Below are 21,622 nucleotides of genomic sequence, written 5' to 3'. Positions count from 1 at the left end.
CCGCCTCGGCGGGGTTTTTTCTTGCCGCCGCGGCCGGGCGCAATGGATTTTTGTTAATCGCGCCCCGACTGTGCTATTTTTACCCCGTTTTTATCTATAAGGAATCTTCGTTTTCATCATGGACGTTTCGTGGCTGTCTGACCCTTCCGCCTGGCTTGGCCTCCTCACGCTGATCATCCTGGAGGTGGTGCTGGGCGTTGACAACCTGATCTTCGTCGCCATCCTGGCGGAAAAGCTCCCCCCGCACCAACGCGACCGCGCCCGCATCACCGGCCTGTCGCTCGCCCTGATTATGCGTCTCGTGCTGCTGGCCAGCATCTCCTGGCTGGTGACGCTGACCTCGCCGCTGTTCCACGTGCTCAGCCAGCCCTTCTCCGGGCGCGATCTCATCATGCTGGGCGGCGGTGTATTCCTGTTGTTCAAAGCCACCACGGAACTGCACGAACGCCTGGAAGGCGTGGATGAAGTGAAGAGCAACGGCCAGAAGGCTTACGCCGCCTTCGGCACCGTCGTCGCCCAGATTCTGGTGCTGGACGCGGTATTCTCCATCGACTCGGTAGTCACCGCCATCGGCATGGCCGAACACCTGCCGGTGATGATGCTGGCCGTCATCGTCGCCATGCTGATGATGATCGCCGCCAGCAAACCGCTGACCGCCTTCGTCAACGCCCACCCCACCGTGGTGATGCTGTGTCTGGGCTTCCTGCTGATGATCGGCTTCAGCCTGGTGGCGGAAGGCTTCGGCTTCCATATTCCCAAGGGCTATCTGTACGCGGCCATCGGCTTCTCGGTGCTGATTGAAGCCTTCAACCAGGTGTCGCAGGCCAATCGCATCCGCTACCTGAACCGCAACCAGTCCTTGCGTGAACGCACCGCCAACGCGGTGCTCAGCCTGATGGGCAGCAAGCTGACCAGCCCCAGCGCCGACGAAGGCAAGGTGGAGGACAGCAAGGACGCCGAGCCGCAGGAAGCTTTCGCCCAGAACGAACGCGCGATGATACACAGCGTGCTGACCCTGGCCGAGCGGCCGATCCGCGTGATCGCCACGCCGCGCGCCGACGTGCACCGCCTGGACCTGAGCCAGAGCCAGGACGCGCAGCGCAAAGTGCTGCGCGACAGTCCTTACTCTCGACTGGTGGTGATCAAGGACGGCAGCATCGACGAGCCTCAAGGCATCGTCGCGCGCAAGGACTTGCTGACCCAGTTGCTGGACGGCGGCGACATGAATATCGACGCCGCGCTGCGCCAGCCGCTGGTGCTGCCGGAAACCGTCACCGTGCTCAAGGCGCTGGAGAGCTTCCGCCAGCACTCGGCGGACATGGCCTTCGTGGTCAACGAGTTCGGCAGCCTGGAAGGCATCGTCACCCAGAAGGACTTGATGGAGGCGATCGCCGGCGAGTTTCCGGAGGAACACGAGCGTCACGAACTGCCGGCCATCGTGCCGCAGGCCGACGGCAGCTTCGACGTGGAAGGCAGCCTGGAGCTGGTGACGCTGGAGCAGCACATCGTGCTGGGCGACTTCGAAGACGAAGACTTCCACACCGTGGCCGGCCTGCTGATGGACTGCCTGGAGCGCATTCCGCGCGAAGGCGATGAAATCACCGTCGGCGAATGGAAGCTGCGCGTCACCGTGCAAAAGGGCAACCGCACCGAACGGGTGCTGATCAGCCCGCTGGCCAATCTGGATGCCAGCATCTAAATCCGCCGACGCGCGGGACACGCAGGGCCGGGCTTCCCCCCGGCCCTGGTTTTTATATGTGCTGCGCTGCCGCGACGGCGCACTCTACACCGGCGTCACCACCGATGTGGCGCGCCGCTACGCCCAGCACGCCGCCGGCAAGGGCGCGCGCTACACCCGGCTCAACCCGCCGCAGGCGCTGGCCCTGGTGCTGGTCTGCGCAGGCCGCTCCGAGGCACTGAAGGCCGAATACGCGTTCAAGCGGCTGGACCGCGCAGCCAAACTGGATTTTCTGAACCGCCATGCGCCCGCGGACGGAGATTTCTTAGTTTTCATGTCTAAGCCCGCCGCGGGCAACACAGATTAAACAGCCTTAACAAACACTTGCCCTGCCCCCTTCTAGGATGACATCTGGCAATCATTGCCATCCCAGGAGATCAAGATGAAAACGAACGCTCGCCCCCTGCTGCTGACCGGCCTGCTCGCCGCCAGCCTATTGCTCGCCGCCCAGGCCCGGGCCGAATCCGAATGGCAGAAGGAGCATCCGCGCCGCGAGGAAGTCAATCAGCGCCTGCATCATCAGGACCGCCGCATTCACCGCGAACTGAAGGAAGGCAAGATCAGCCGCGACGAAGCGCGCAAGCTGCACGGCGAAGACCGCGACATCCGCCAGCAGGAGCAAGACATGGCCAAACTCGATCACGGCCACATCACCAAGCAGGAGCAAAAAACGCTGAATCAGGAGGAGAACCAGGTCAGCCAACAGATCAAGAACGGCAACTGATCGCGCCGTCCAAACGAAAAGCCCGCCAAACGGCGGGCTTTTACTTTGACCAGAACCTGGCTTAGAAGCTGTTTACGATCTGCTGCGCGTCGGCGATACGGCGTTGAAACCAAGCTCAAAATGCTCATGTACCACCTGTACATTCCGCTTTTTCGCCCGTTTTCGCCTTGTCTCGCTAGATCGTGAATAGGTTCTTAGTGCTGCAGGATCTTGGACAGGAAGTGACGGGCGCGCTCGGAACGGCCGTCCAGATTGCCGAAGAACTCGTCCTTGTCGCAATCCTCCACGATATGGCCCTGGTCCATGAAGATCACGCGATTGGCCACGCGGCGGGCAAAGCCCATCTCGTGAGTCACGCACATCATGGTCATGCCCTCGTGCGCCAGTTCGGTCATCACGTCCAGCACTTCGTTGATCATCTCCGGGTCCAGCGCGCTGGTGGGCTCGTCGAACAGCATCGCTATCGGATCCATCGCCAGCGCGCGCGCAATCGCCACCCGCTGCTGCTGGCCGCCGGACAGCTGGCTGGGAAACTTGTCGGCATGCGCCTTCAGTCCCACCCGGTCCAGCAATTTCAAGCCCTTGTCGCGCGCCTCGTCCTGGCCGCGGCCCAGCACCTTGACCTGGGCGATGGCCAGATTCTCGGTAATGGACAGATGCGGGAACAGTTCGAAGTGCTGGAACACCATGCCCACGCGGCTGCGCAGCTTGGGCAGATCGGTCTTGGGCGCCCCCACCGAAATGCCGTCGACGATGATCTCGCCCTTCTGGAACGGCTCCAGCGCGTTCACGCACTTGATCAGGGTGGATTTGCCGGAGCCGGACGGCCCGCACACCACCACCACCTCGCCCTTGGCGACCTGGGTGGTGCAATCGGTCAGGACCTGGAACTGGCCATACCATTTGCTGACTTGCTTCAGGGAAATCATTGCGCTCATACAGCCAACCTCTTTTGCATACGCTTCACCAGCCGCGAAGCGCCGAAACTGATCACGAAATAGACTGCGCCGGCAAACAGCAGGAACTCATGCGGCAAGCCGACGACGTCGCCCTTGGAGCGGGCGGTGTTGAGAAAATCCATCAAGCCGACAGCGTACACCAGCGAAGTGTCCTGGAACAGGATGATGGACTGTTGCAGCAAGAGCGGCGTCATCTTGCGAAAGGCCTGCGGCAGAATCACCAGACGCATCACCTGGCCGTAATTCATGCCCAGCGCGTAGGCGGCGCCGGCCTGTCCCTTGGGAATGGCCTGGATGCCGGCGCGGACGATCTCGGAGAAATACGCCGCCTCGAACATCACGAAAGCCACCAAGCAGGAAGTGAACGCCCCCACCGGCTCGAAATTGCCGGTGATCCAGTTCAGCAACAGCGGCACCACCAGGTAGAACCAGGAGATCACCAGCAATAGCGGAATCGAACGGAAGTAATTGACGTAGAACTTGGCCAACGGCGCCAGCACCCGGTTGTCGGACAGCCTGGCCAGCGCCAGCAGAGTGCCCAGCACCACGCCGCCCACCACCGCCATCACCAGCAGCTTCAGCGTCAGCTGCATGCCCTGCCACAGTCCCGGCAAGGCCGGGCCGATCTGGCTGAAATCGAAATCCATCATTTGCCCCCCATCATGCCGGGAATGCGCACCCGCTGTTCAATCCAGGCCATCAGCGTCATCAGGCTCATATTGAGCACAAAATAGATGATGGTGGCCAAGGTAAAGGCCTCGAAGATGTTGGCGGAGAACTCCGCGGTCTGCTTGGTCTGCGCCAGCAGTTCCATCAGGCCGATCAGCGAGGCCACCGAGGAGTTCTTGAAAATATTCAGAAACTCGCTGGTCAGCGGCGGAATGATGATGCGGAAAGCCTGCGGCAGCAACACGTGGCGATAGGTTTGCGCCAGGGAGAAACCCATGGCCAGCGAAGCGTTGCGCTGCCCCAGCGGCAAAGCTTCGATGCCGGTGCGCACCTGTTCGCACACCCGCGCCGCGGTGAACAGGCCCAGACACACCACCACCGACAAGAAGGCGGATGTGGCCGGCGCCAGGTCCTGCTTGAACCAGGTCTGCGCGCCCTCGGGCAGCAGGTCCGGGATCAGGAAGTACCAGACGAATAATTGCACCAGCAAGGGCACATTGCGGAACAACTCGACATAGGCGGCGGCGATGCCGGCCACCCAGCGATTCGGCACCGTGCGCATCACGCCCAGCACCGAGCCCAAGGCCAGGGCGATCGCCCAGCCAGCCAGCGCCACGGCGATGGTCCAGCCCAGGCCGGTGACGAACCAGTTCAGATAGATCTCGCTACCCACCCCGGTGGACTTGAAAAACACCATCCAGTCCCAGTGGTAATTCATGCTTCACTCCCACAACGCCAGCCCGCCGGGCGCGCTCATGCGCAGGCGGGCCGCGGCCGGCGCAAACGCCCGGCCACACACAAAGAAAGCGGGTACGGCCGCGCGCCCCGGGCTCCGCGCCAGACAGCGGGGAGGACGGGGCGGCGGCGCGCCAACCGCGACTTACATCTGCTCGGCAGACTTGTCGGTCGGCTTGGCGATCAGCTCCTTGAACTCATCGGACATCGGGAAGTTCAGGTTCAGGCCCTTGGGCGGCACCGGGCTGGTGAACCACTTGGCGTAGATCTTGTTGACCTCGCCGGACTTGAAGGTGTTGCTCAGCGCGGCGTCCACCACCTTCTTGAAGGCGGGGTCTTCCTTGCGCATCATGCAGCCGTAGATCTCGTAGGACTGGGCCTTACCGGTCACCACCCAGTTGGCCGGGCTCTTGGCCTTGGCCATCTCGCCGTAGAGCAGCGCGTCGTCCATCATGAACGCCGCGGCGCGGCCGGACTCCAGCATCAGGAAGGATTCGCCGTGATCCTTGGCCGAGATGATGTTCATGCCCAGCTTCTTGTCGGCGTTCATCGCCTTGATCAGGCGCTCGGAGGTGGTGCCGGCGGTGGTCACCACGTTCTTGCCCTTCAGATCCGGAAAGTCCTTGATGCCCGAGGTCTTGGCGGTCAGCAAACGGGTGCCGATCTCGAAGATGCCCACCGAGAACGCCACTTGCTTCTGACGCTCCACATTATTGGTGGTGGAGCCGCACTCCAGGTCCACGGTGCCGTTCTGCACCAACGGGATGCGGGTCTGCGAGGTCACCAGATTGTACTTGACCTGCAGGTTGGGCATTTTCAGCTCTTTTTTCACCTGCTCGACCACTTTGTTGGCCAAGTCCACCGAGTAGCCCACCGGCTTCTGGTTGTTGTCGTAGTAGGAAAACGGAATGGACGCGTCGCGGTTGCCCAGGACGATCACGCCGGAATCCTTGATCTTCTTCAGGGTGCCGGTCAGTTCGGCTGCCATGGCCGGAGCGGCGCAGAAGGCGCCCAGAGTGGCGGCACAGATCAGGGTGGAGCGAATACGCATGAAGTTTCTCCTTTTTCACTTCCTGTGATAGACAGCCCCCGCCGACAAGGACGGGGACGGACGACTCTTTGTAGTGCGGCGGGCGCTGAACGCCCGCTCGTATTTTTTTACGTTGCCAAAGCCCCGTTACTGACGTTTGGCCTTGTGGCCTTTCGCGCTCAGATAATTGGCCAGGCGGACGTAATCCTCCACCGGCAGATTCTCCGGCCGCAATCCGGGGTCCATTTCCAGCGCGGCGAAACCGTCCGCGTCCAGCAGGCCCTTCAGATTGTTCTTCAGCGTCTTGCGCCGCTGCGAGAACGCCGTGGTCACCACCTGCTCCAGCAGAAGCTCGTCGCTGGCCACGCCGCAGCGGCCCGGCGCCGGAATCATCCGCACCACGGCGGAATCCACCTTCGGCGGCGGCCAGAACGCTTCCGGCGGCACGTGCAGGATATTCTCCATTTCAAAACGGTACTGCAACATCACCGTCAGCCGGCCGTAATCGGCGGTGGACGGCTCCGCCACCATGCGTTCAATCACCTCTTTTTGCAACATGAAATGCATGTCGGTGACTTTCTGGCCGTAAGTGGCCAGATGGAACAGCAAGGGCGTGGAAATATTGTAGGGCAGATTGCCGACGATCTTCAGCTTGCCCTCCGCCACGGAGGCGAAGTCGAAGGCCAGCGCGTCGCCGGCGTGGATGCTCAGACGCTCGGCCGGAAACTCCTTTTGCAGGCGGCTGATGATGTCGCGGTCGATCTCCACCACGTGCAAGTGCTTGAGCGCCGCCAGCAGCGGCTTGGTGATCGCGCCCAGGCCGGGACCGATTTCAATGACGACGTCGTCCGGCTGCGGGTTCACCGCATGCACGATGTTGGCGATGACGCTGGCGTCTTGCAGGAAATTCTGGCCGAAACGCTTGCGCGGAATATGTTTGTTCATGAAATCTGCTAATCAGTGCAAAGAACGGAGAAGCGCCGGGTGATTTGCCGCCGCGCCTCATTGTCGAAGTCAACTCTCAAATTTGGGCCAATTGTCTGCCGATTGTAGGCTGCCCGACAAGAGCTAAAGCCGGACCCGCGCCACAAATCTCACAATACATGCCAAACGCTTGAAAATCAGTGAGGATTTTCCCGAATCGCCGCCGCGGGCCGGGTCAGCCAGCGGCACAGGCCGGCCAGCAGCAGGACCGTCGCGCCCAGCGCCCATTCGCCCGGCAAGGGCAGCGCCGCGAGCCCCGCCGACACGCCGGCGGCGAACAGCATCTGACCGCAGCCCAGCAAGGCGGCGGCGCGGCCGGCGCCCTGGGAAAACGGCGCCATGGCCATGCCGCTGGCCGGCCCCAGCGTCCAGGCGAAGCCCACGCTCAGCACGCCGATCGGCAACATATAATGCCAAGCGCCCGGCTGGCCGGACAGCGCCAGCAGCAATACGCCGGCCAGCAACATGATGTTGAGGCCGTAACGCAACATCGCCTTCTGGCCGAAGCGGCCGATCAGCTTCAGACCCAGGAAGCTGGCCGCCATCACCAAGAGAGCGTTGCCGCCGAACAGCAGGCCGAAGGTGGTGCTGTCCACCCCGCCGCGCTCGATCAGCACCGCCGGCGCCAGCGTCACATAGCTGACGATCAAGGCCAGCGCCGCGCAGCAGCAAGCGCCGTAACGGCGCAGCGCCGGCGTCGCCAGCACCTGGCGCATGCCCATCGCCGGCCCGGCGGCGCTGGAAGCCGCGGGCCGGGTTTCCGGCATTTTCCAGGCCAGCCACGCCGCCGCCAGCACCGCGCTGCCGGCCAGCGCCAGAAAGCAGGACTGCCAGCCCCAGCGCGCGGTCAGCCAGCCGCCCAGCAAGGGTGCCATCGCCGGCACCACGTTCAGCGCGGCGTTGAGCAGGCTGTAGCGCTGGGCCGCCGCGTTGCCGGAGAAGCAATCGCGCACCAGGGTGAACGCGCACACCGAGCTGGCGCTGGCGCCCAGGCCTTGCAGCGCGCGCAGGCCCAGGAAACCGCCCAGGCTGTCGCTGCGGCTGGCCAGATAGGCCGCCGCCGCATACAGCAGCAGGCCGCCCAGAGCCACCGGCTTGCGGCCGATCCGGTCCGCCAGCGGGCCGAACAGCAACTGCCCCAGCCCCAGGCTGAAGATGAACACGCTGAGGCTGATCGCGACGTCGGCCTGGAAATGCCGCTGCATCGCCGGCATCGCCGACAGGTAAAGATCAATGCCCAAGGGATTGAACAGGATCAACAGAATGGCCGCCAAAGTGGCGGCGCGGGCAAACGGGGAAACGCTGGACTTGGGCATCGGGGTATGACGACAGGAGATGGGGAAGCAAGCCGCCATGATACCGGGCAGCGCGCTCCGCCGCAGCAGGCCGCCGGAAAAAAACCCGTCCGCACGCCGCTTCCACGCCTTTAAAAACAGGAAATTGACGCCATTTGAATGGGAGCTTGCCGGCCTGAAAACGCCCGGCGTCTGATGGATTCGATGGTTGCGGCATCACGCGTCTGGTAACCTAGACGACGACCGAAAGAACAAATGAGCAGACTATCATGACCGCAAATGACACCCGGATTTACCTGTCTTCCGGCAGCCCGCGCCGCCGCGAAATTCTGGAACAGTTGGGCATGCACCTGGAGCGCATCCACGCCGACATCGACGAATCGGTGCGGCCCGGCGAGTCCGCCGTCGCCTATACCGAACGGCTGGCGCTGTCCAAGGCCGAGGCTGGCTGGCAGGTGGTGGAGTCTTGCGGACTGCCGTCCCGGCCCTTGCTGGCCGCCGACACCACGGTGGCAATGGACGGCGAAATCTTCGGCAAGCCGGAAAACGCCGACGACGCCCGCCGCATGCTGCGCGCCTTCTCCGGCCGTGGCCATCAGGCCATCACCAGCGTGGCGGTGCGCGAAGGCGAACAAGTCAGACTCAAGACCTCGGTGACCGAGGTGTTCTTCCGTCCGCTCAGCGAGCAGGACATCGAGCGCTATCTGGACAGCGGCGAGCCTTTCGACAAGGCCGGCGCTTACGGCATCCAGGGCAAGGCCGGCGTCTTCGTCGAGCGCATCCACGGCAGCCACAGCGGCGTGATGGGCCTGCCTATCTTCGAAACCGCGGCGCTGCTGAGCGAATTCGGCTTTCAGTTTCCATGAGCGCGCGGGGAACCACCATGCTGCATCAATCGATACCCCTGCCGCGCGATCTGCCGCGCCCCAAAGAACAAATCCTGGTCAACATCACCCCGCAGGAAACCCGGGTCGCGGTGTTGGAAGACGCCGTCGTCCAGGAGCTGCACGTGGAGCGCGCCGCCAGCCGCGGCATCGTCGGCAACATCTACCTGGGCCAGGTCAAGCGCGTGCTGCCCGGCATGCAGAGCGCCTTCATTGAAATCGGCCTGGAGCGCGCGGCCTTCCTGCACATCGCCGACGTGCTGGAACAACGCCAGCACCCGACCGAGCCGCAACGCATCGAAAAAATGCTGTTCGAAGGCCAGACCGTGCTGGTGCAGGTGATCAAGGACCCGATCGGCACCAAGGGCGCGCGCCTGTCCACTCAGATCTCTCTGGCCGGCCGCTTCCTGGTTCACCTGCCGCAGGAAGAGCACATCGGCGTTTCGCAGAAGATAGACAGCGAAAGCGAGCGCCACAATCTGAAGTCCCGGCTGGAAAAGCTGTTGCCGGCCAATAGCCCGCGCGGCTACATCATCCGCACCAGCGCCGAGACCGCGCGCGACGACGAACTGGCCGCCGACATCGACTACCTGTCCAAGCTGTGGTCCGACATCCGCCACAAGTCCCAGCACCTGCCGGCGCAAAGCCTGCTCTACGAGGACCTGCCGCTGGCGGTGCGCGTGCTGCGCGACATGGTCAGCGACTTCACCGACAAGGTGGTGGTGGATTCCACCGAGAACTACAGCCGCATGGTGGAGTTCGCCGAGCAATACGTGCAGATCGCCGTGGACAAGATCGAGCGCTACAGCGGCGAACGCCCGCTGTTCGAGCTGCACGGCATCGAAGCCGAGATCGACAAGGCGCTGGCGCGCCGCGTCAACCTCAAGTTCGGCGGCTATCTGATCATCGACCAGACCGAAGCGATGACCACGATAGACGTCAACACCGGCGGCTTCGTCGGCAACCGCAATTTCGACGAAACCATCTTCAAGACCAATCTGGAGGCCACCCAGACCATCGCCCGGCAACTGCGGCTGCGCAATCTGGGCGGCATCATCATCGTCGACTTCATCGACATGGACAACGACGAGCACCAGTCCGCGGTGCTGGCGGAGCTGGCCAAGGCGATGGCGCGCGACCGCACCCGCGTCACCCTCAACGGCTTCACCAGCCTGGGCCTGGTGGAAATCACCCGCAAGCGCACCCGCGAAAGCCTGGCCCACGTGCTGTGCGAGCCCTGCCCCACCTGCCAGGGCCGCGGCGAGATCAAGACCGCGCAAACCGTGTGCTACGAGATCCAGCGCGAAATCGTGCGCGAGGCGCGCCAGTTCGACGCCAAGGGCTACCGCATTCTGGCCGCGCAATCGGTGATCGACATGTTCATAGACGAGGAATCGCAAAGCCTGGCGATGCTGATCGACTTCATCGGCAAGCCGATCTCGCTGTCGGTGGAAGCCACTTACACCCAGGAACAATTCGACGTCGTCCTGTTGTAAGCCGCGCATGCCATCCCGCCCGCCCCGTCCGGCGGCCCGGCTGCCGCGCCTGTTGTCCCGCGCGGCGCTAGGCCTGCTGGCCCTGATCGCCCTCTATCTGCTCGCCGCGCTGACCCTGGGCCTGTTGCCGGTCAACCGGGACTGGCGGCCGGCCGAGTCCGGCATACCGGTCTACCTGGACAGCAACGGCGTGCACGCCGGCCTGCTGCTGCCCCGCCGCGCCCCGGACATGGACTGGGACGAGACCTTTTCCCCGCGCCATCCGCGGACCGGGGCCAATCTGGACAAACTGCCCTATGTGGGCATAGGCTGGGGCAGCCGCAGCTTTTACCTGGAAACGCAGAACTGGTCCGACCTCACCCCAGGCAAGGCGCTCTACGCGCTGTCCGGGCTGGACGGCGCCGTGCTGCACGTGGAATACCTGCCGACGCCGCGCGAAGGCGCCGCCACCCGGCGCCTGCTGCTCGCGCCGGAACAATACCGGCGGCTGACCGGCTTCATCCAGGCCGCCGTCGCCCGCGACGCGGCCGGCCAGGCCCTGTGGATGCCGGGCTATCATTATCATGATCAGGACGCGTTTTACCTGGCCAACGGCCGCTACAGCCCGTTGACCACCTGCAACCAGTGGGTGCGCGACGCGCTGGCCGCCAGCGGCGCGCGCACCGCCTGGTGGTCCCCGTTCGACCGCGCACTATTCTGGCAATTGAAAGACCGCTGAGGCGCGCCGCCCCAGCGCAAGGGAGTTTCGCAAAATGAACGAAGCAAACGGCGACCCGCTCTGGTCCGCCATCCGGCGGGAAGCCGAACAAGCCGCGCAAGACGAGCCCATGCTGGCCAGTTTCCTGCACATGACCGTGCTGCGCCACACCACCCTGGAAGACGTGCTGGCCTTCCACCTGTCCAGCAAGCTCGCCAGCCCGGTGATGGACGCCCGCGCGCTGATGGAATTGTTCCGCGAGGCGCTGGACGCCGATCCGGCCATCAGCGCCGCCGCCCGCGCCGACATCAGCGCCTGTTTCGACCGCGACCCGGCCTGCGACAACTACTCCACCCCGCTGCTTTACTTCAAGGGATTCCACGCCATCCAGTGCCAGCGCATCACCCACTGGCTGTGGCGGGAGGAGCGCAAAACCCTGGCGCTCTTTCTGCAGAACCGCATCTCCGAAGTCACCGGCGCCGACATCCACCCGGCCGCGCGCATCGGCCAGGGCGTGATGCTGGACCACGGCACCGGCGTGGTGGTGGGCGAAACCGCCGTCATCGGCGACAACGTCTCGCTGCTGCAGGGCGTGACCCTGGGCGGCACCGGCAAGGAACACGGCGACCGCCATCCCAAGATCGCCGACGGCGTGCTGATCGGCGCCAACACCTCCATTCTCGGCAACATCCTGGTGGGCGCCTGCGCCAAGATAGGCGCCGGCAGCGTGGTGCTGGAAGACGTGCCGGCCCACACCACCGTGGTCGGCGTGCCCGCCCGCGTGGTGGCCCGTGCCGAAGGCACCCCGGCGCTGGACATGGACCAGCGCGTATGAGCGCGGAGCGGGTTCACCTCGCCGTCGGCGACTCCGCCGCCGGCATGCTGAACGCGCTGCGGCGCGACGGCCTGCTGGACGGCGAGGTCCTACCCTTCATCGAAGACCTGAGCGCCGGGCCTCTGCTGGACGCCGACGCCATCGATCAAGGCCTGCGCCTGGCCTGGCATCAGCAACTGCTGCAGGCCCAGCCCTGGCTGCCGGAATACGAGGACGATTGGCTGCGCCGGCATCAAGCCGGCCGCAAAGCGCTGCTGCGGCTGCTGGAGCGGCCGCGGCCGCTCACCGTCTGGCAAGGCCGCAACGCCGGCGACCGCCTGGCGCTGGCGCTGCTGGCCGAGCAACTGCCGGCGGACTGTCCCTTGACCGTCTGCGCCGCGCCGGAGCCCGTCTGGCAGGCCGGCGACGAGATGGCGGAATGGAGCATGGCCATGCTGCCGCTGGAACGGCTGGCGGATTACCGGCGGCGGGAGCGCCCGCTGGCGGCCGGCGAACGCCAGACGCTGGCCTCGCAATGGCGCCGCTGGCGCGAACACGGCCAAGGCCTGCGCCGCCTGCAAGACGATGACGTCGTCGAAGCGCCGCTGGTCCGCTACGACGCGCTGTTGCTGGAGCTGAGCGGCGAGCAGCCGCGCGCGGTGTCCCGCCTGGTCGGCGACGCCCTCGTCCACATCCGGGAAGCGCTGCTGTCCTCCGACATCCTGTTCTGGCGCGTCCAGCAGTTGCTGCGCGCGGGCCGGCTCCGCACCGACACCACGGTCGGCGGCGGCTCCTCGCCCTTCATCCGCGCCGGCGGCTGAACCGACGTTGCCGCGACGCGACACCCCCGCGGCCCGCGCTTGGTGATGCCGGGAGCCGCGGGTAAAATCCCAGCCCTCGGCGCCTGCCCCGCCATTGAATGGCAGCGTCCTGCAATCCTCAGGAACCCCACCCCATGAATGTCAGAGTTGTCGACTACCACGCGCCGGACGCGGCGGAACAATTCACCCGCTCCCTGCACGAAACCGGCTTCGGCGTGCTGGTCAACCATCCGATCCCGCAAAGCCTGGTGGAAAAGATCTACGCCGACTGGCTGGCCTTCTTCAACAGCCAGACCAAATACGACTACGCCTTTTCCATGGAACGTCAGGACGGCTGGTTCTCCCCGGAGGTATCGGAAACCGCCAAGGGCGCAAGCCTGAAAGACATCAAGGAATACTTCCACATCTACCCCTGGGGCCGCGTGCCGCCGGAACTCAAGGCCGACGCCGACCACTACTACGCCGTCGCCAACCAGCTGGCGCAGGAGCTGCTGTCCTGGGTGCAGCAATACACACCGGCCCATATCGCCGCCAGCTACACCGAGCCGCTGTCCCACATGATCGCCGACAGCCAGAAAACCCTGCTGCGCGTGCTGCGCTATCCGCCGCTCACCGGCCAGGAGCCGGCCGGCTCGCTGCGCGCCGCCGCCCATGGCGACATCAATCTGCTGACCATCCTGCCCGCCGCCAACGAGCCCGGCCTGCAAGTGCAGGACAAGCAAGGCGAATGGCTGGACGTGCCCTGTGATTTCGGCACCCTGGTGGTCAATATCGGCGACATGCTGCAAGAGGCCTCCGGCGGCTACTATCCGTCCACCCAACACCGCGTGGTCAACCCCAGCGGCGAAGGCGCGACCAAGAGCCGCATCTCGCTGCCGCTCTTCCTGCACCCGCGTCCGGAAGTGGTGCTGTCCGAACGCTATACCGCGGACAGCTATCTGAACGAGCGCCTGCGCGAACTGGGCGTCAAGATGTAAGAACCGCCGCGCGTCGCGCGGCCTAACCCGGTGGGTGCGGCTTCGCAGCCTCATCCATCGTCCCCTTGCCGCAACGCCTTGTCTCGCCTGCGCTCGCGCGATCGTGAACAGACGGCAAACCCCTCGCAGCGGCGGCTTCCCACCGCCGCTGGCGACCCTCCGCAATCAAAGCCAAAAATTCATTAGAAAAATGCTATCGCTCTGAGCAAAATATTCAACTGGCCCACTCAAATGATAATGACTATCATTCAATAAATACTCAACGTGGAGCCCTGCCATGCTCAAGACCATTACTTTCGCCATCTGCCACTTCACCGTCGCCTTCAGCGTGGCTTATCTGCTGACCGGCAATATCGGCGTCTCCAGCCTGCTGGCCCTGGTGGAACCGCTGGTCAACACCGTGGCCTATTACTTCCACGAGAAGGTGTGGGACCGCATCCGCGGCCGCAAGGCCCAAGCCGCCGAAACCGGCGCCGCCGGACACAACGCCCTGTTCCATCAGCACTGACGCCAACGGCGCCGCGCCCCTGTCCGGGCGCGGCCTTGCTTTCGCGGCACTTCGTCCCGCTCCATGCCAATGAATTTCCGTATTGACAGAAATTTCGGAAACAACTATCGTAAGCACCATGGAACTGACACCCGTATCCCAACGCTTCGTGCTGCACTGGGGCGAAATGGGCACCCGCTGGGGCGTGAACCGCACCGTCGCTCAAATACACGCGCTGCTCTTCATCACCGGCCGCCCGCTGAACGCCGAAGAACTGGCCGACACCCTCAACGTGGCCCGCTCCAACATCAGCAACAGCCTGAAAGAGCTGCAGAACTGGCAGCTGATCCGCATCGTGCACGTGCTGGGCGACCGCCGCGACCACTTTGAAACTTCGGGCGACGTTTGGGAACTGTTCCGCATCATCGTGGCGGAGCGGCAGCGCCGTGAAATCGAGCCCACCCTGCTGGTGCTGAAGGAATGCATGGACAGCCCTGACTTCCAGCAGGAGAGCCCGCTGGCGCAGGAACGCATCCGCAACACCTGGCAGTTCATGGACACTCTCACCTCCTGGACTAGGGAAATGCTGCGCCTGTCCACCGCCACGCTGAGCCGGGTGCTGAAGATGGGCGCCAGCATTCAGAAACTGCTGGGACGGGATAAATAAGTTCGCCGCGCACGCGGGCGGCGCCGGGCGGCCTTGCGCCGCCGGAAACCCCGCGCATTTTTTTTGCCATCACATTTCTGTTTTGACAGAAATTTCAGAAACAAAGGATAACACCATGAGCGGATTCATCACCAGCATGATCATCGTCCCCCTGCTGTGCAGCCTGCTGTGCTGGTGGCTGCTGGCCGGCCCCTTGCGGCAAGTGACCCAGGCCCTGTGCGAGCACGGCGCCGGCGGCCCGTTCTGGCAGCGCGCCTTCTTGATCCTGATCCTGGCTGGACCGCTGCTGGCCGTGCTGCTGTTCGCGCCGGACGCCCCTTCCGCCTCTCTATGGCTGGACATCCGCGCCATCCTGATGTGGGCGCTGCTGGGCGTGGTGGCCCAGTTGCTGGTGCTGCTGCGCCTGGTCTGGCGGCAGGTGGCGCCCCGCCCCGTCGCGCGGCAGGCCCAGCCCCTGCCCGCCGCGCCTCAGGAGACCGCGCAATGAAGATACTGCTCTTGGGCGGCGGCGGCTTCATCGGACGGCCGCTGCGCCAGCGGCTGGAACGGGACGGGCACCAAGTCAGCGCGCCCTCGCGCCGGCAGCTGGACCTGCGCCAGCCGCGCGCCGACTGGCGTCAATGGCTGGAAGGCGTCGACACGGTGGTCAACGCCGCCGGCCAGTTGCTGGACCGCCCAGCCGGCGCGCTGGAAGCCGTTCATCACTTGGGACCGCTGCAGTTGGCCAGCATGGCCTATCAAGCCGATGTGCGCCGCTGGGTGCAACTGTCGGCCTTGGGCGCGGATCCACAGGCCGCCACCCCGTTCCTGGCCGGCAAGGGCCGCGGCGACGCCGCCCTGCTGGCCAGCGGCCTGGAAGCCCGCATCGCGCGGCCCTCGCTGATCTACGGCCCGCAAGGCGCCAGCAGCCGGCTATTGCTGCAACTGGCGCGGCTGCCCCTGTGGCTGCTGCCCGACGGCGGCAATCAGCGCCTCCAGCCGCTGGCGCTGGACGACGCGGTGGAGGGGCTGGCGCGGCTGGCCTTGGCCGACGACGCGCCGGAAGGCGTCATCGAGTTCGTCGGCGCCGAGGCGCTGACCCTGGCCGACTACCTGCGCCAGCTGCGTCGATTGCAAGGACTGAACGCCCCTGCCTACATCCTCAACCTGCCGCCCCAGGCCAGCCGGACACTGGCGGCCTTGGCCGAACGCTGGCCGTCCAGCCTGATCAGCCGCGACACCCTGGAGATGCTGAACCACGGCAGCTGCGGCGACCCGTCCACCCTCGGCGCGCTGCTGCAACGCGCGCCGCTGGCCAGCGGCCAATTCCGGGAAGCGCCATGACGCCCTCCACGCGCAACATCGAATACGCGTTGGCGGCGCTGTGGCTGTGGAGCGGCCTGCAGCCGCCGCTCAGCGCCTGGGACGCGTCCGTCGCCATGCTGCAGCGGCTGCCCTTGCCCGCCGCCTGGGCCGCGCCGCTCTTCCTCGCCGCCTGCGGCCTGGACCTCGTCTTCGGCCTGCTGACGCTGGGACGCCCCTGCCGCGCCTTGTGGCGAACCCAGGCCGCCGTCGTCGCCGGCTACAGCCTGACGTTGGTGCTCTGGCTGCCGGAAAACTGGCTGCATCCGTTCGCCCCCTTAGTGAAAAACCTGCCCATCCTGGCCATGCTGCTGTGGCTGGGCGCCCGCCGGGAGACTTCCGCATGAACGCCTATCTCGTGGTCAAAACCCTGCACATCCTGTCCGCCACCCTGATGGTGGGCACCGGCTTCGGCTCCGCCTTCTACCTGTTCTTCGCCAACCGCGGCCGCCAGACCGCGGCCCAGGCCGAAGTGGCGCGGCTGGTGGTGCGCGCCGACTGGTGGTTCACCATGCCGGCGGTGATCTTCCAACCGCTATCCGGCCTGTGGCTGGCGCGGCAGGCAGGCTGGCCGCTCGCCAGCGGCTGGCTGCTCGCCTCCATCGGCCTGTTCCTGTTCGCCGGCCTGTGCTGGCTGCCGGTGCTGCGGCTGCAAACCCGCATGGCGGCGATGGCGCGCGCCGCCGTCGCCGCCGGCCAGCCGCTGCCCGCGCGCTACTGGCGCTACGCCCGCTACTGGGAATGCCTGGGCTATCCGGCCTTCCTGGTCATGCTTACGACATACTTTCTAATGGTGATAAAACCGGGAGCTTGAGCAGGAATAAGGATAGAATGTTTGGTTTTTTATTATTCAAGCCAGAATCATGGCTTGAGCTTTCCGCACTATGTCGCTCACTCCCCACTCCTGTATCGACGCCAAAGCTTATCGGCCGGACATCGACGGCCTGCGCGCGCTGGCCGTGCTCAGCGTGGTCGCTTTCCACATCGGCCTGCCCGGATTCGGCGGCGGCTTTGTCGGCGTAGATATATTCTTCGTCATTTCCGGCTTCCTGATCAGCGGCCTGCTGCGGCAGGAATTGCTTGCGCAAGGCCGCATCGACTTCAAGGCTTTCTACGCTCGCCGCATCCGCAGGCTTGCGCCCGCGCTGGCGCTGGTGCTGGCCGTCAGTCTGGCGCTGGCCTACTTCGTGATGCTGCCGGACGACCAGATCAAGCTGGGACGGGAAGTCCGCGCGGTCGCCACGCTGTCCGCCAACCATCACTTTCTCAAGCACGCTTTTGATTATTTCGACTCCGACGCCGACCTCAAAGTCTTGCTGCACACTTGGTCGCTGGCGGTGGAGGAGCAATATTATCTGGTCTGGCCCTTGCTGCTATGGAGCGTCTTCCGCCTGAGCAAGGGGGATCGCCATGTCACCGACCTGCGCATGCGTCTGGCCCTGGGCGCGGTCTTGCTCGGATCGCTGGGCTTGAGCTTATGGCTAAGCTATCGCGATACGCCGCAAGCCTTTTACCTGATGCCCGCCCGCGCCTGGGAATTCGCCGCCGGCGCCCTGCTGGCCTTGCTGCCGCCCCCGCGCGGAGGCCGGCGCCTGGCCTTGCCCATCGCCGCGCTGGGTCTGGCGCTGCTGCTGGCGTCCATCGCGCTGCTGAATGAACGCATGGTCTTTCCCGGCGTCATCGTGTTGCTGCCGGTCATCGGCAGCGTGCTGTTCATTCTGGCCGGCATGCTGGACCCGTCCAATCCGATAAGCCGCTGCATCGGCTCCCGTCCCTGGACCAGCATCGGCCTTCTGTCCTACGGCTTTTATCTGTGGCACTGGCCCTTGCTGGCGCTGGGCCGCTATTGGGGCCTGGGCGAACGCGATCTGGGCCGCGACGCGCTTCTGGGCGGCGTCTTGGCGCTGGCGCTGGCCTGGCTGAGTTACCGCTATGTGGAACAACCGCTGCGCCGGGGACAATGGCGGAAGCTGCGCGACACCCGGTCCACGCTGCGAACCGGCCTCGGCATCACCCTCGGCCTATGGCTGCTGGGCACGGTCGCCATGTATTTGCCCAAGCACTTTCCTTGGCCGGGACAGCAAAGCATTCTGCAGGCCAAGCGCGACGCTTTCCATTTTGTCGGCGATTGCGGCATGCCGGCCGCCGGCGTCCCCTTGTCCCCGCGCGCCCAATGCCTGATCGGCGCGCCCGGCGCGCCGCTTAAACTGCTGGCCTGGGGCGATTCCCACACCGACCATCTGATGCCGCTGTACGACGCGCTGGCCAAGGAGCGCGGCATCGCCATCCTGCGCCGGGTCTACCACGGTTGCCCGCCGCTGGCCGACGCCATGCCGGTGGGCGAAGGCAAAAAACGCAGTTGGTGCCCCAGCTTCGCGCGGGCCGTGCGCGCGGAATTGCCGCAGCTGGCGGCCCAAGGCGTCACCGGCGTGCTGCTCAACGCACGCTGGAACAGCTATACCGCCCAAGATCTGCCGGGCAGACCGGCCATGACCGGTCTGGTGGCCGCCGGTCTCGAAGGCGTCCCCAGCGTATCCGGCGGCATGAAGGCCGGCGTCGCTCCGCTGGACCGCGCCTCCTCGCTGCAGGTCCTGGAGCAATCGCTGGACCGCAGCGCGCAAGACATGGCCGGCCTGGGACTGAAAATCGTCCTGGTGCTGCCGGAGGCGGAGATGAGCAAGTCGCCGCCGGAATGCGTGGCCCGCTTGGGCGCGGCGGCCTGCAACGCGCCGCGCGCGGACGTTGAGCGACATCGCCTGCAGATTGTTCAGCTGCTGCAACGCGTCGCCGCCCGTCACCCCAACATCCGCTTGTGGGACCCCCTGGATCAGTTCTGCGACGCCAAGACCTGCTTCGCCAGCCGCGACGGCAAAGTGCGCTACCAGGACAAGGACCATATCACCGCCAGCATGGCGCTGACCTTGACGGATAGTTTCCGCCCCAGCTTCGACTGGGCGAGAAGCGCCGAACGCTGAACCCGCCCTCCTCGAAATGGCAGCCTCCCGGCTGCCATTTTCGCTTTTACCCACGCAATGCCGACGATGCCGACGCCTGGTGTAAAATGGCGTTTTGCCTGAACCAGATAGACACCTCGCCATGACAGATCTCCTCGCCGGCCTCAATCCAGAACAACTGCGCGCCGTCACCTGGCCCGACAAGAGCGCGCTGGTGCTGGCCGGCGCGGGCAGCGGCAAGACCCGGGTGCTGACCACCCGCATCGCCTGGCTGTTGTCCACCGGACAAACCAGTCCCAGCGGCGTTCTGGCGGTAACCTTCACCAACAAGGCCGCGCGCGAGATGCAGACCCGGCTGGCGACCATGGTGCCGGTCAACGTGCGCACCATGTGGATAGGCACTTTCCACGGCCTGTGCAACCGCTTCCTGCGCTCCCACTACCGCGACGCCGGCCTGCCGCAGACCTTCCAGATTCTGGACTCCGCCGACCAACAGGCGGCGATCAAGCGTCTGCTGAAAAGCCTGGAACTGTCCGACGAGAAATTCCCGCCGCGCGCGGTGCAAAGCTTCATCAACGGCAGCAAGGAAGCCGGCCTGCGCGCCGACAAGCTGCCGCCGGCGCTCAATCCCTACGAAGCCAAGCTGGTGGAGCTGTACGCCACCTACGACGCCCAATGCCGCCGCGAAGGCGTGGTGGACTTCGCCGAACTGCTGTTGCGCAGCTACGAGCTGCTGAGCGCCAACCAGGCGCTGCGCCAGCATTATTGCAGCCGCTTCCGCCACATCCTGGTGGACGAGTTCCAGGACACCAACCGCCTGCAGTACGCCTGGCTCAAGCTCTTGGCCGGCGACGGCGGCTCCTTGTTCGCCGTCGGCGACGACGACCAGAGCATCTACGCCTTCCGCGGCGCGGAAGTGGGCAATATGCGCTCCCTGCTCAACGACTTCTCGGTCAGCGAGCCGGTGCGGCTGGAACAGAACTACCGTTCGATGGGCAATATCCTCAACGCCGCCAACGCGCTGATCGAGCAGAACGACGGCCGGCTGGGCAAGAATCTGTGGACCGACGCCGGCGAGGGCGAAAAGATCCGCCTGTTCGAAGCCTACTCCGACGGCGAGGAAGCCGAGTTCATCAGCGACGAGGTGCGCAGCCTCAAGCGGGACGGCTTCAATCTGTCCGACATGGCCATTCTCTACCGTTCCAACGCCCAGTCGCGCTTGCTGGAACACGTGCTGGTCAACGCCCAGATTCCCTACCGCATTTACGGCGGCCTGCGCTTCTTCGAACGCCAGGAAGTCAAACACGCGCTGGCTTATCTGCGCCTGATCGCCAACCCGGAAGACGACAACGCGCTGCTGCGCGTGATCAATGTGCCGGCGCGCGGCATCGGCGCGCGCACGGTGGAAGGCCTGCAAGCGGTCAGCCGCGAGCAGGGCGTCACCCTGTGGCAGGCCGCCTGCGCCTCCGGCGGCGGCCGCACCGCGGCCAAACTGGGCGAGTTCGTGCTGCTGGTGGAACGCATGCGCGAACGCGGCCGCGAGCTGCCGCTGGCCGAAGCCGTCAGCCTGGCCATAGACGACTCCGGCCTGCGCGCGATGTACGAGCAAGACAAGAAAGAAGGCGAAGAGCGCCTGGCCAACCTGGACGAATTGATCAACGCCGCCGCCGGCTTCATGCCGGACGAGCCGGCGCAAGCGCTGACCGAATTCCTCAGCGCCGCCAGCCTGGAAGCCGGCGAACACCAGGCCGAAGCCGGCAGCGACGCGCTGCAACTGATGACGGTGCACGCCGCCAAGGGCCTGGAATTCGACGCCGTCTTCGTCTCCGGCCTGGAAGAAGGCCTGTTCCCGCATGAAAACAGCATGAACGACGGCAAGGGCCTGCAAGAAGAACGCCGGCTGATGTACGTGGCCATCACCCGCGCGCGTCAGCGCCTCTATCTGTCCAACGCGCAAAGCCGCATGCTGCACGGCCAGAGCCGCTACCCCATCCGCTCGCGCTTCGTCGACGAAATCCCGGCGGAGCTCACCCACGACCTATCTGCTAAAGTGAAAGCGACGGCCAAGACAAATGCATCGACAAATGCATCCTGGCGCGCGGTTCCGAAGGTGGGCCGCGTGGCCGCCGACAACAGCCAGGGCTTCCGCATCGGCCAATCGGTGGAACACGCCAAGTTCGGCAGCGGCGTGGTGATCAACGCCGAAGGCGGCGGCGAGGATGTGCGCCTGCAAATCAACTTCGCCGAGCACGGCGTGAAGTGGCTGGATCTGCGCTACGCCAAGCTGAGCGCCGGCTAAGCCTCTCGCCGCGGCGGCGGCCGCTTGAGCGATTTTTGTAAGTCGCACTGA

At 65.0% G+C, this 21,622-nt stretch carries 23 protein-coding genes; 17 read left to right on the top strand and 6 right to left on the bottom strand.

Translation table 11 applies throughout. The features are described from left to right. Nucleotides 1-118 precede the first annotated feature (118 nt). The 3 genes from ACODSD_RS09130 (at nt 119) to ACODSD_RS09120 (ending at nt 2,462) form a co-directional block, all read left to right on the top strand. Nucleotides 119-1,699, top strand: coding sequence for a TerC family protein (locus ACODSD_RS09130; RefSeq protein WP_107797782.1), 1,581 nt, complete (start codon nt 119-121; stop codon nt 1,697-1,699). Then, nucleotides 1,686-2,045 carry a GIY-YIG nuclease family protein gene (locus ACODSD_RS09125; RefSeq protein WP_227106440.1) on the top strand — a complete coding sequence of 120 codons (360 nt, stop codon included), beginning with the start codon at nt 1,686-1,688 and terminating at the stop codon, nt 2,043-2,045. The genes ACODSD_RS09130 and ACODSD_RS09125 overlap by 14 nt, the downstream gene beginning before the upstream one ends. 75 nt (nt 2,046-2,120) lie before the next feature. Next, complete coding sequence (locus ACODSD_RS09120; protein ID WP_199225780.1) at nt 2,121-2,462, top strand: hypothetical protein; 342 nt, start codon at nt 2,121-2,123, stop codon at nt 2,460-2,462. A gap of 194 nt (nt 2,463-2,656) precedes the next feature. Here ACODSD_RS09120 and ACODSD_RS09115 read toward each other — a convergent pair whose 3' ends face one another. The 6 genes from ACODSD_RS09115 to ACODSD_RS09090 form a co-directional block, all read right to left on the bottom strand. After that, on the bottom strand, nt 2,657-3,391 hold the full coding sequence (locus ACODSD_RS09115) for an amino acid ABC transporter ATP-binding protein (RefSeq protein WP_235089846.1): 735 nt from the start codon (nt 3,389-3,391) through the stop codon (nt 2,657-2,659). Between the two features lie 5 nt (nt 3,392-3,396). Further along, complete coding sequence (locus tag ACODSD_RS09110; RefSeq protein WP_107797779.1) at nt 3,397-4,071, bottom strand: amino acid ABC transporter permease; 675 nt, start codon at nt 4,069-4,071, stop codon at nt 3,397-3,399. Then, nucleotides 4,068-4,808 (bottom strand): amino acid ABC transporter permease, encoded by a 741-nt coding sequence (locus ACODSD_RS09105; RefSeq protein ID WP_227106438.1) that lies wholly within the window; start codon nt 4,806-4,808, stop codon nt 4,068-4,070. Before ACODSD_RS09105 ends, ACODSD_RS09110 begins: the two co-directional genes overlap by 4 nt. Nucleotides 4,809-4,970: 162 nt before the next feature. Further along, the gene (locus tag ACODSD_RS09100; protein ID WP_019102383.1) at nt 4,971-5,876 is read right to left on the bottom strand and encodes a glutamate/aspartate ABC transporter substrate-binding protein; all 906 of its coding nucleotides are present in this window, start codon (nt 5,874-5,876) and stop codon (nt 4,971-4,973) included. Between the two features lie 126 nt (nt 5,877-6,002). Continuing rightward, nucleotides 6,003-6,800 (bottom strand): 16S rRNA (adenine(1518)-N(6)/adenine(1519)-N(6))-dimethyltransferase RsmA, encoded by a 798-nt coding sequence (rsmA, locus tag ACODSD_RS09095; RefSeq protein WP_227106436.1) that lies wholly within the window; start codon nt 6,798-6,800, stop codon nt 6,003-6,005. Between the two features lie 176 nt (nt 6,801-6,976). Then, a complete protein-coding gene (locus tag ACODSD_RS09090) occupies nt 6,977-8,194 on the bottom strand; it encodes a multidrug effflux MFS transporter (protein ID WP_488877221.1) in 1,218 nt (405 codons plus the stop codon). 209 nt (nt 8,195-8,403) lie between these two features. Here ACODSD_RS09090 and ACODSD_RS09085 point away from each other — a divergent pair, with 209 nt between their 5' ends. The 14 genes from ACODSD_RS09085 to ACODSD_RS09020 all read left to right on the top strand — a co-directional run bounded on the left by ACODSD_RS09085 (nt 8,404) and on the right by ACODSD_RS09020 (nt 21,571). After that, entirely contained in the window at nt 8,404-9,000 is a 597-nt protein-coding gene (locus ACODSD_RS09085) for a Maf family protein (RefSeq protein ID WP_107797774.1), read from the top strand. A 17-nt stretch (nt 9,001-9,017) separates the two neighbouring features. Further along, nucleotides 9,018-10,514, top strand: coding sequence for a ribonuclease G (gene rng / locus ACODSD_RS09080; protein WP_048413615.1), 1,497 nt, complete (start codon nt 9,018-9,020; stop codon nt 10,512-10,514). 7 nt (nt 10,515-10,521) lie between these two features. After that, on the top strand, nt 10,522-11,232 hold the full coding sequence (locus ACODSD_RS09075; protein ID WP_488877220.1) for a TIGR02117 family protein: 711 nt from the start codon (nt 10,522-10,524) through the stop codon (nt 11,230-11,232). Between the two features lie 34 nt (nt 11,233-11,266). Then, complete coding sequence (gene cysE, locus ACODSD_RS09070) at nt 11,267-12,046, top strand: serine O-acetyltransferase (protein WP_107797772.1); 780 nt, start codon at nt 11,267-11,269, stop codon at nt 12,044-12,046. Further along, a complete protein-coding gene (locus tag ACODSD_RS09065) occupies nt 12,043-12,846 on the top strand; it encodes a DUF3658 domain-containing protein (protein WP_488877219.1) in 804 nt (267 codons plus the stop codon). Before cysE ends, ACODSD_RS09065 begins: the two co-directional genes overlap by 4 nt. 134 nt (nt 12,847-12,980) lie before the next feature. Next, nucleotides 12,981-13,823: an isopenicillin N synthase family dioxygenase gene (locus tag ACODSD_RS09060; RefSeq protein WP_107797770.1), complete on the top strand. Its 843-nt coding sequence runs from the start codon at nt 12,981-12,983 to the stop codon at nt 13,821-13,823. A gap of 277 nt (nt 13,824-14,100) precedes the next feature. Further along, nucleotides 14,101-14,331, top strand: a complete 231-nt coding sequence (locus tag ACODSD_RS09055) for a DUF2061 domain-containing protein (RefSeq protein ID WP_019102374.1) — start codon at nt 14,101-14,103, stop codon at nt 14,329-14,331. Nucleotides 14,332-14,449: 118 nt separating this feature from the next. Next, nucleotides 14,450-14,977, top strand: coding sequence for a GbsR/MarR family transcriptional regulator (locus tag ACODSD_RS09050; RefSeq protein WP_107797769.1), 528 nt, complete (start codon nt 14,450-14,452; stop codon nt 14,975-14,977). 115 nt (nt 14,978-15,092) lie between these two features. Further along, nucleotides 15,093-15,464 carry a hypothetical protein gene (locus ACODSD_RS09045; protein WP_253313544.1) on the top strand — a complete coding sequence of 124 codons (372 nt, stop codon included), beginning with the start codon at nt 15,093-15,095 and terminating at the stop codon, nt 15,462-15,464. Next, the gene (locus ACODSD_RS09040) at nt 15,461-16,300 is read left to right on the top strand and encodes an NAD-dependent epimerase/dehydratase family protein (protein WP_488877218.1); all 840 of its coding nucleotides are present in this window, start codon (nt 15,461-15,463) and stop codon (nt 16,298-16,300) included. Before ACODSD_RS09045 ends, ACODSD_RS09040 begins: the two co-directional genes overlap by 4 nt. Continuing rightward, entirely contained in the window at nt 16,297-16,665 is a 369-nt protein-coding gene (locus tag ACODSD_RS09035) for a DoxX-like family protein (RefSeq protein WP_488877217.1), read from the top strand. Before ACODSD_RS09040 ends, ACODSD_RS09035 begins: the two co-directional genes overlap by 4 nt. Beyond that, on the top strand, nt 16,662-17,132 hold the full coding sequence (locus ACODSD_RS09030; protein ID WP_488877216.1) for a DUF2269 family protein: 471 nt from the start codon (nt 16,662-16,664) through the stop codon (nt 17,130-17,132). The genes ACODSD_RS09035 and ACODSD_RS09030 overlap by 4 nt, the downstream gene beginning before the upstream one ends. A gap of 70 nt (nt 17,133-17,202) precedes the next feature. Then, nucleotides 17,203-19,293, top strand: coding sequence for an acyltransferase family protein (locus ACODSD_RS09025; protein WP_488877215.1), 2,091 nt, complete (start codon nt 17,203-17,205; stop codon nt 19,291-19,293). A 121-nt stretch (nt 19,294-19,414) separates the two neighbouring features. Continuing rightward, complete coding sequence (locus tag ACODSD_RS09020; RefSeq protein ID WP_107797763.1) at nt 19,415-21,571, top strand: UvrD-helicase domain-containing protein; 2,157 nt, start codon at nt 19,415-19,417, stop codon at nt 21,569-21,571. Nucleotides 21,572-21,622 lie beyond the last annotated feature (51 nt).

The organism is Chromobacterium sp. FG22 (genome assembly GCF_057809415.1).
Note: the sequence above shows the minus strand (reverse complement) of the source record. Positions and strands in the feature narration are given on the sequence as shown.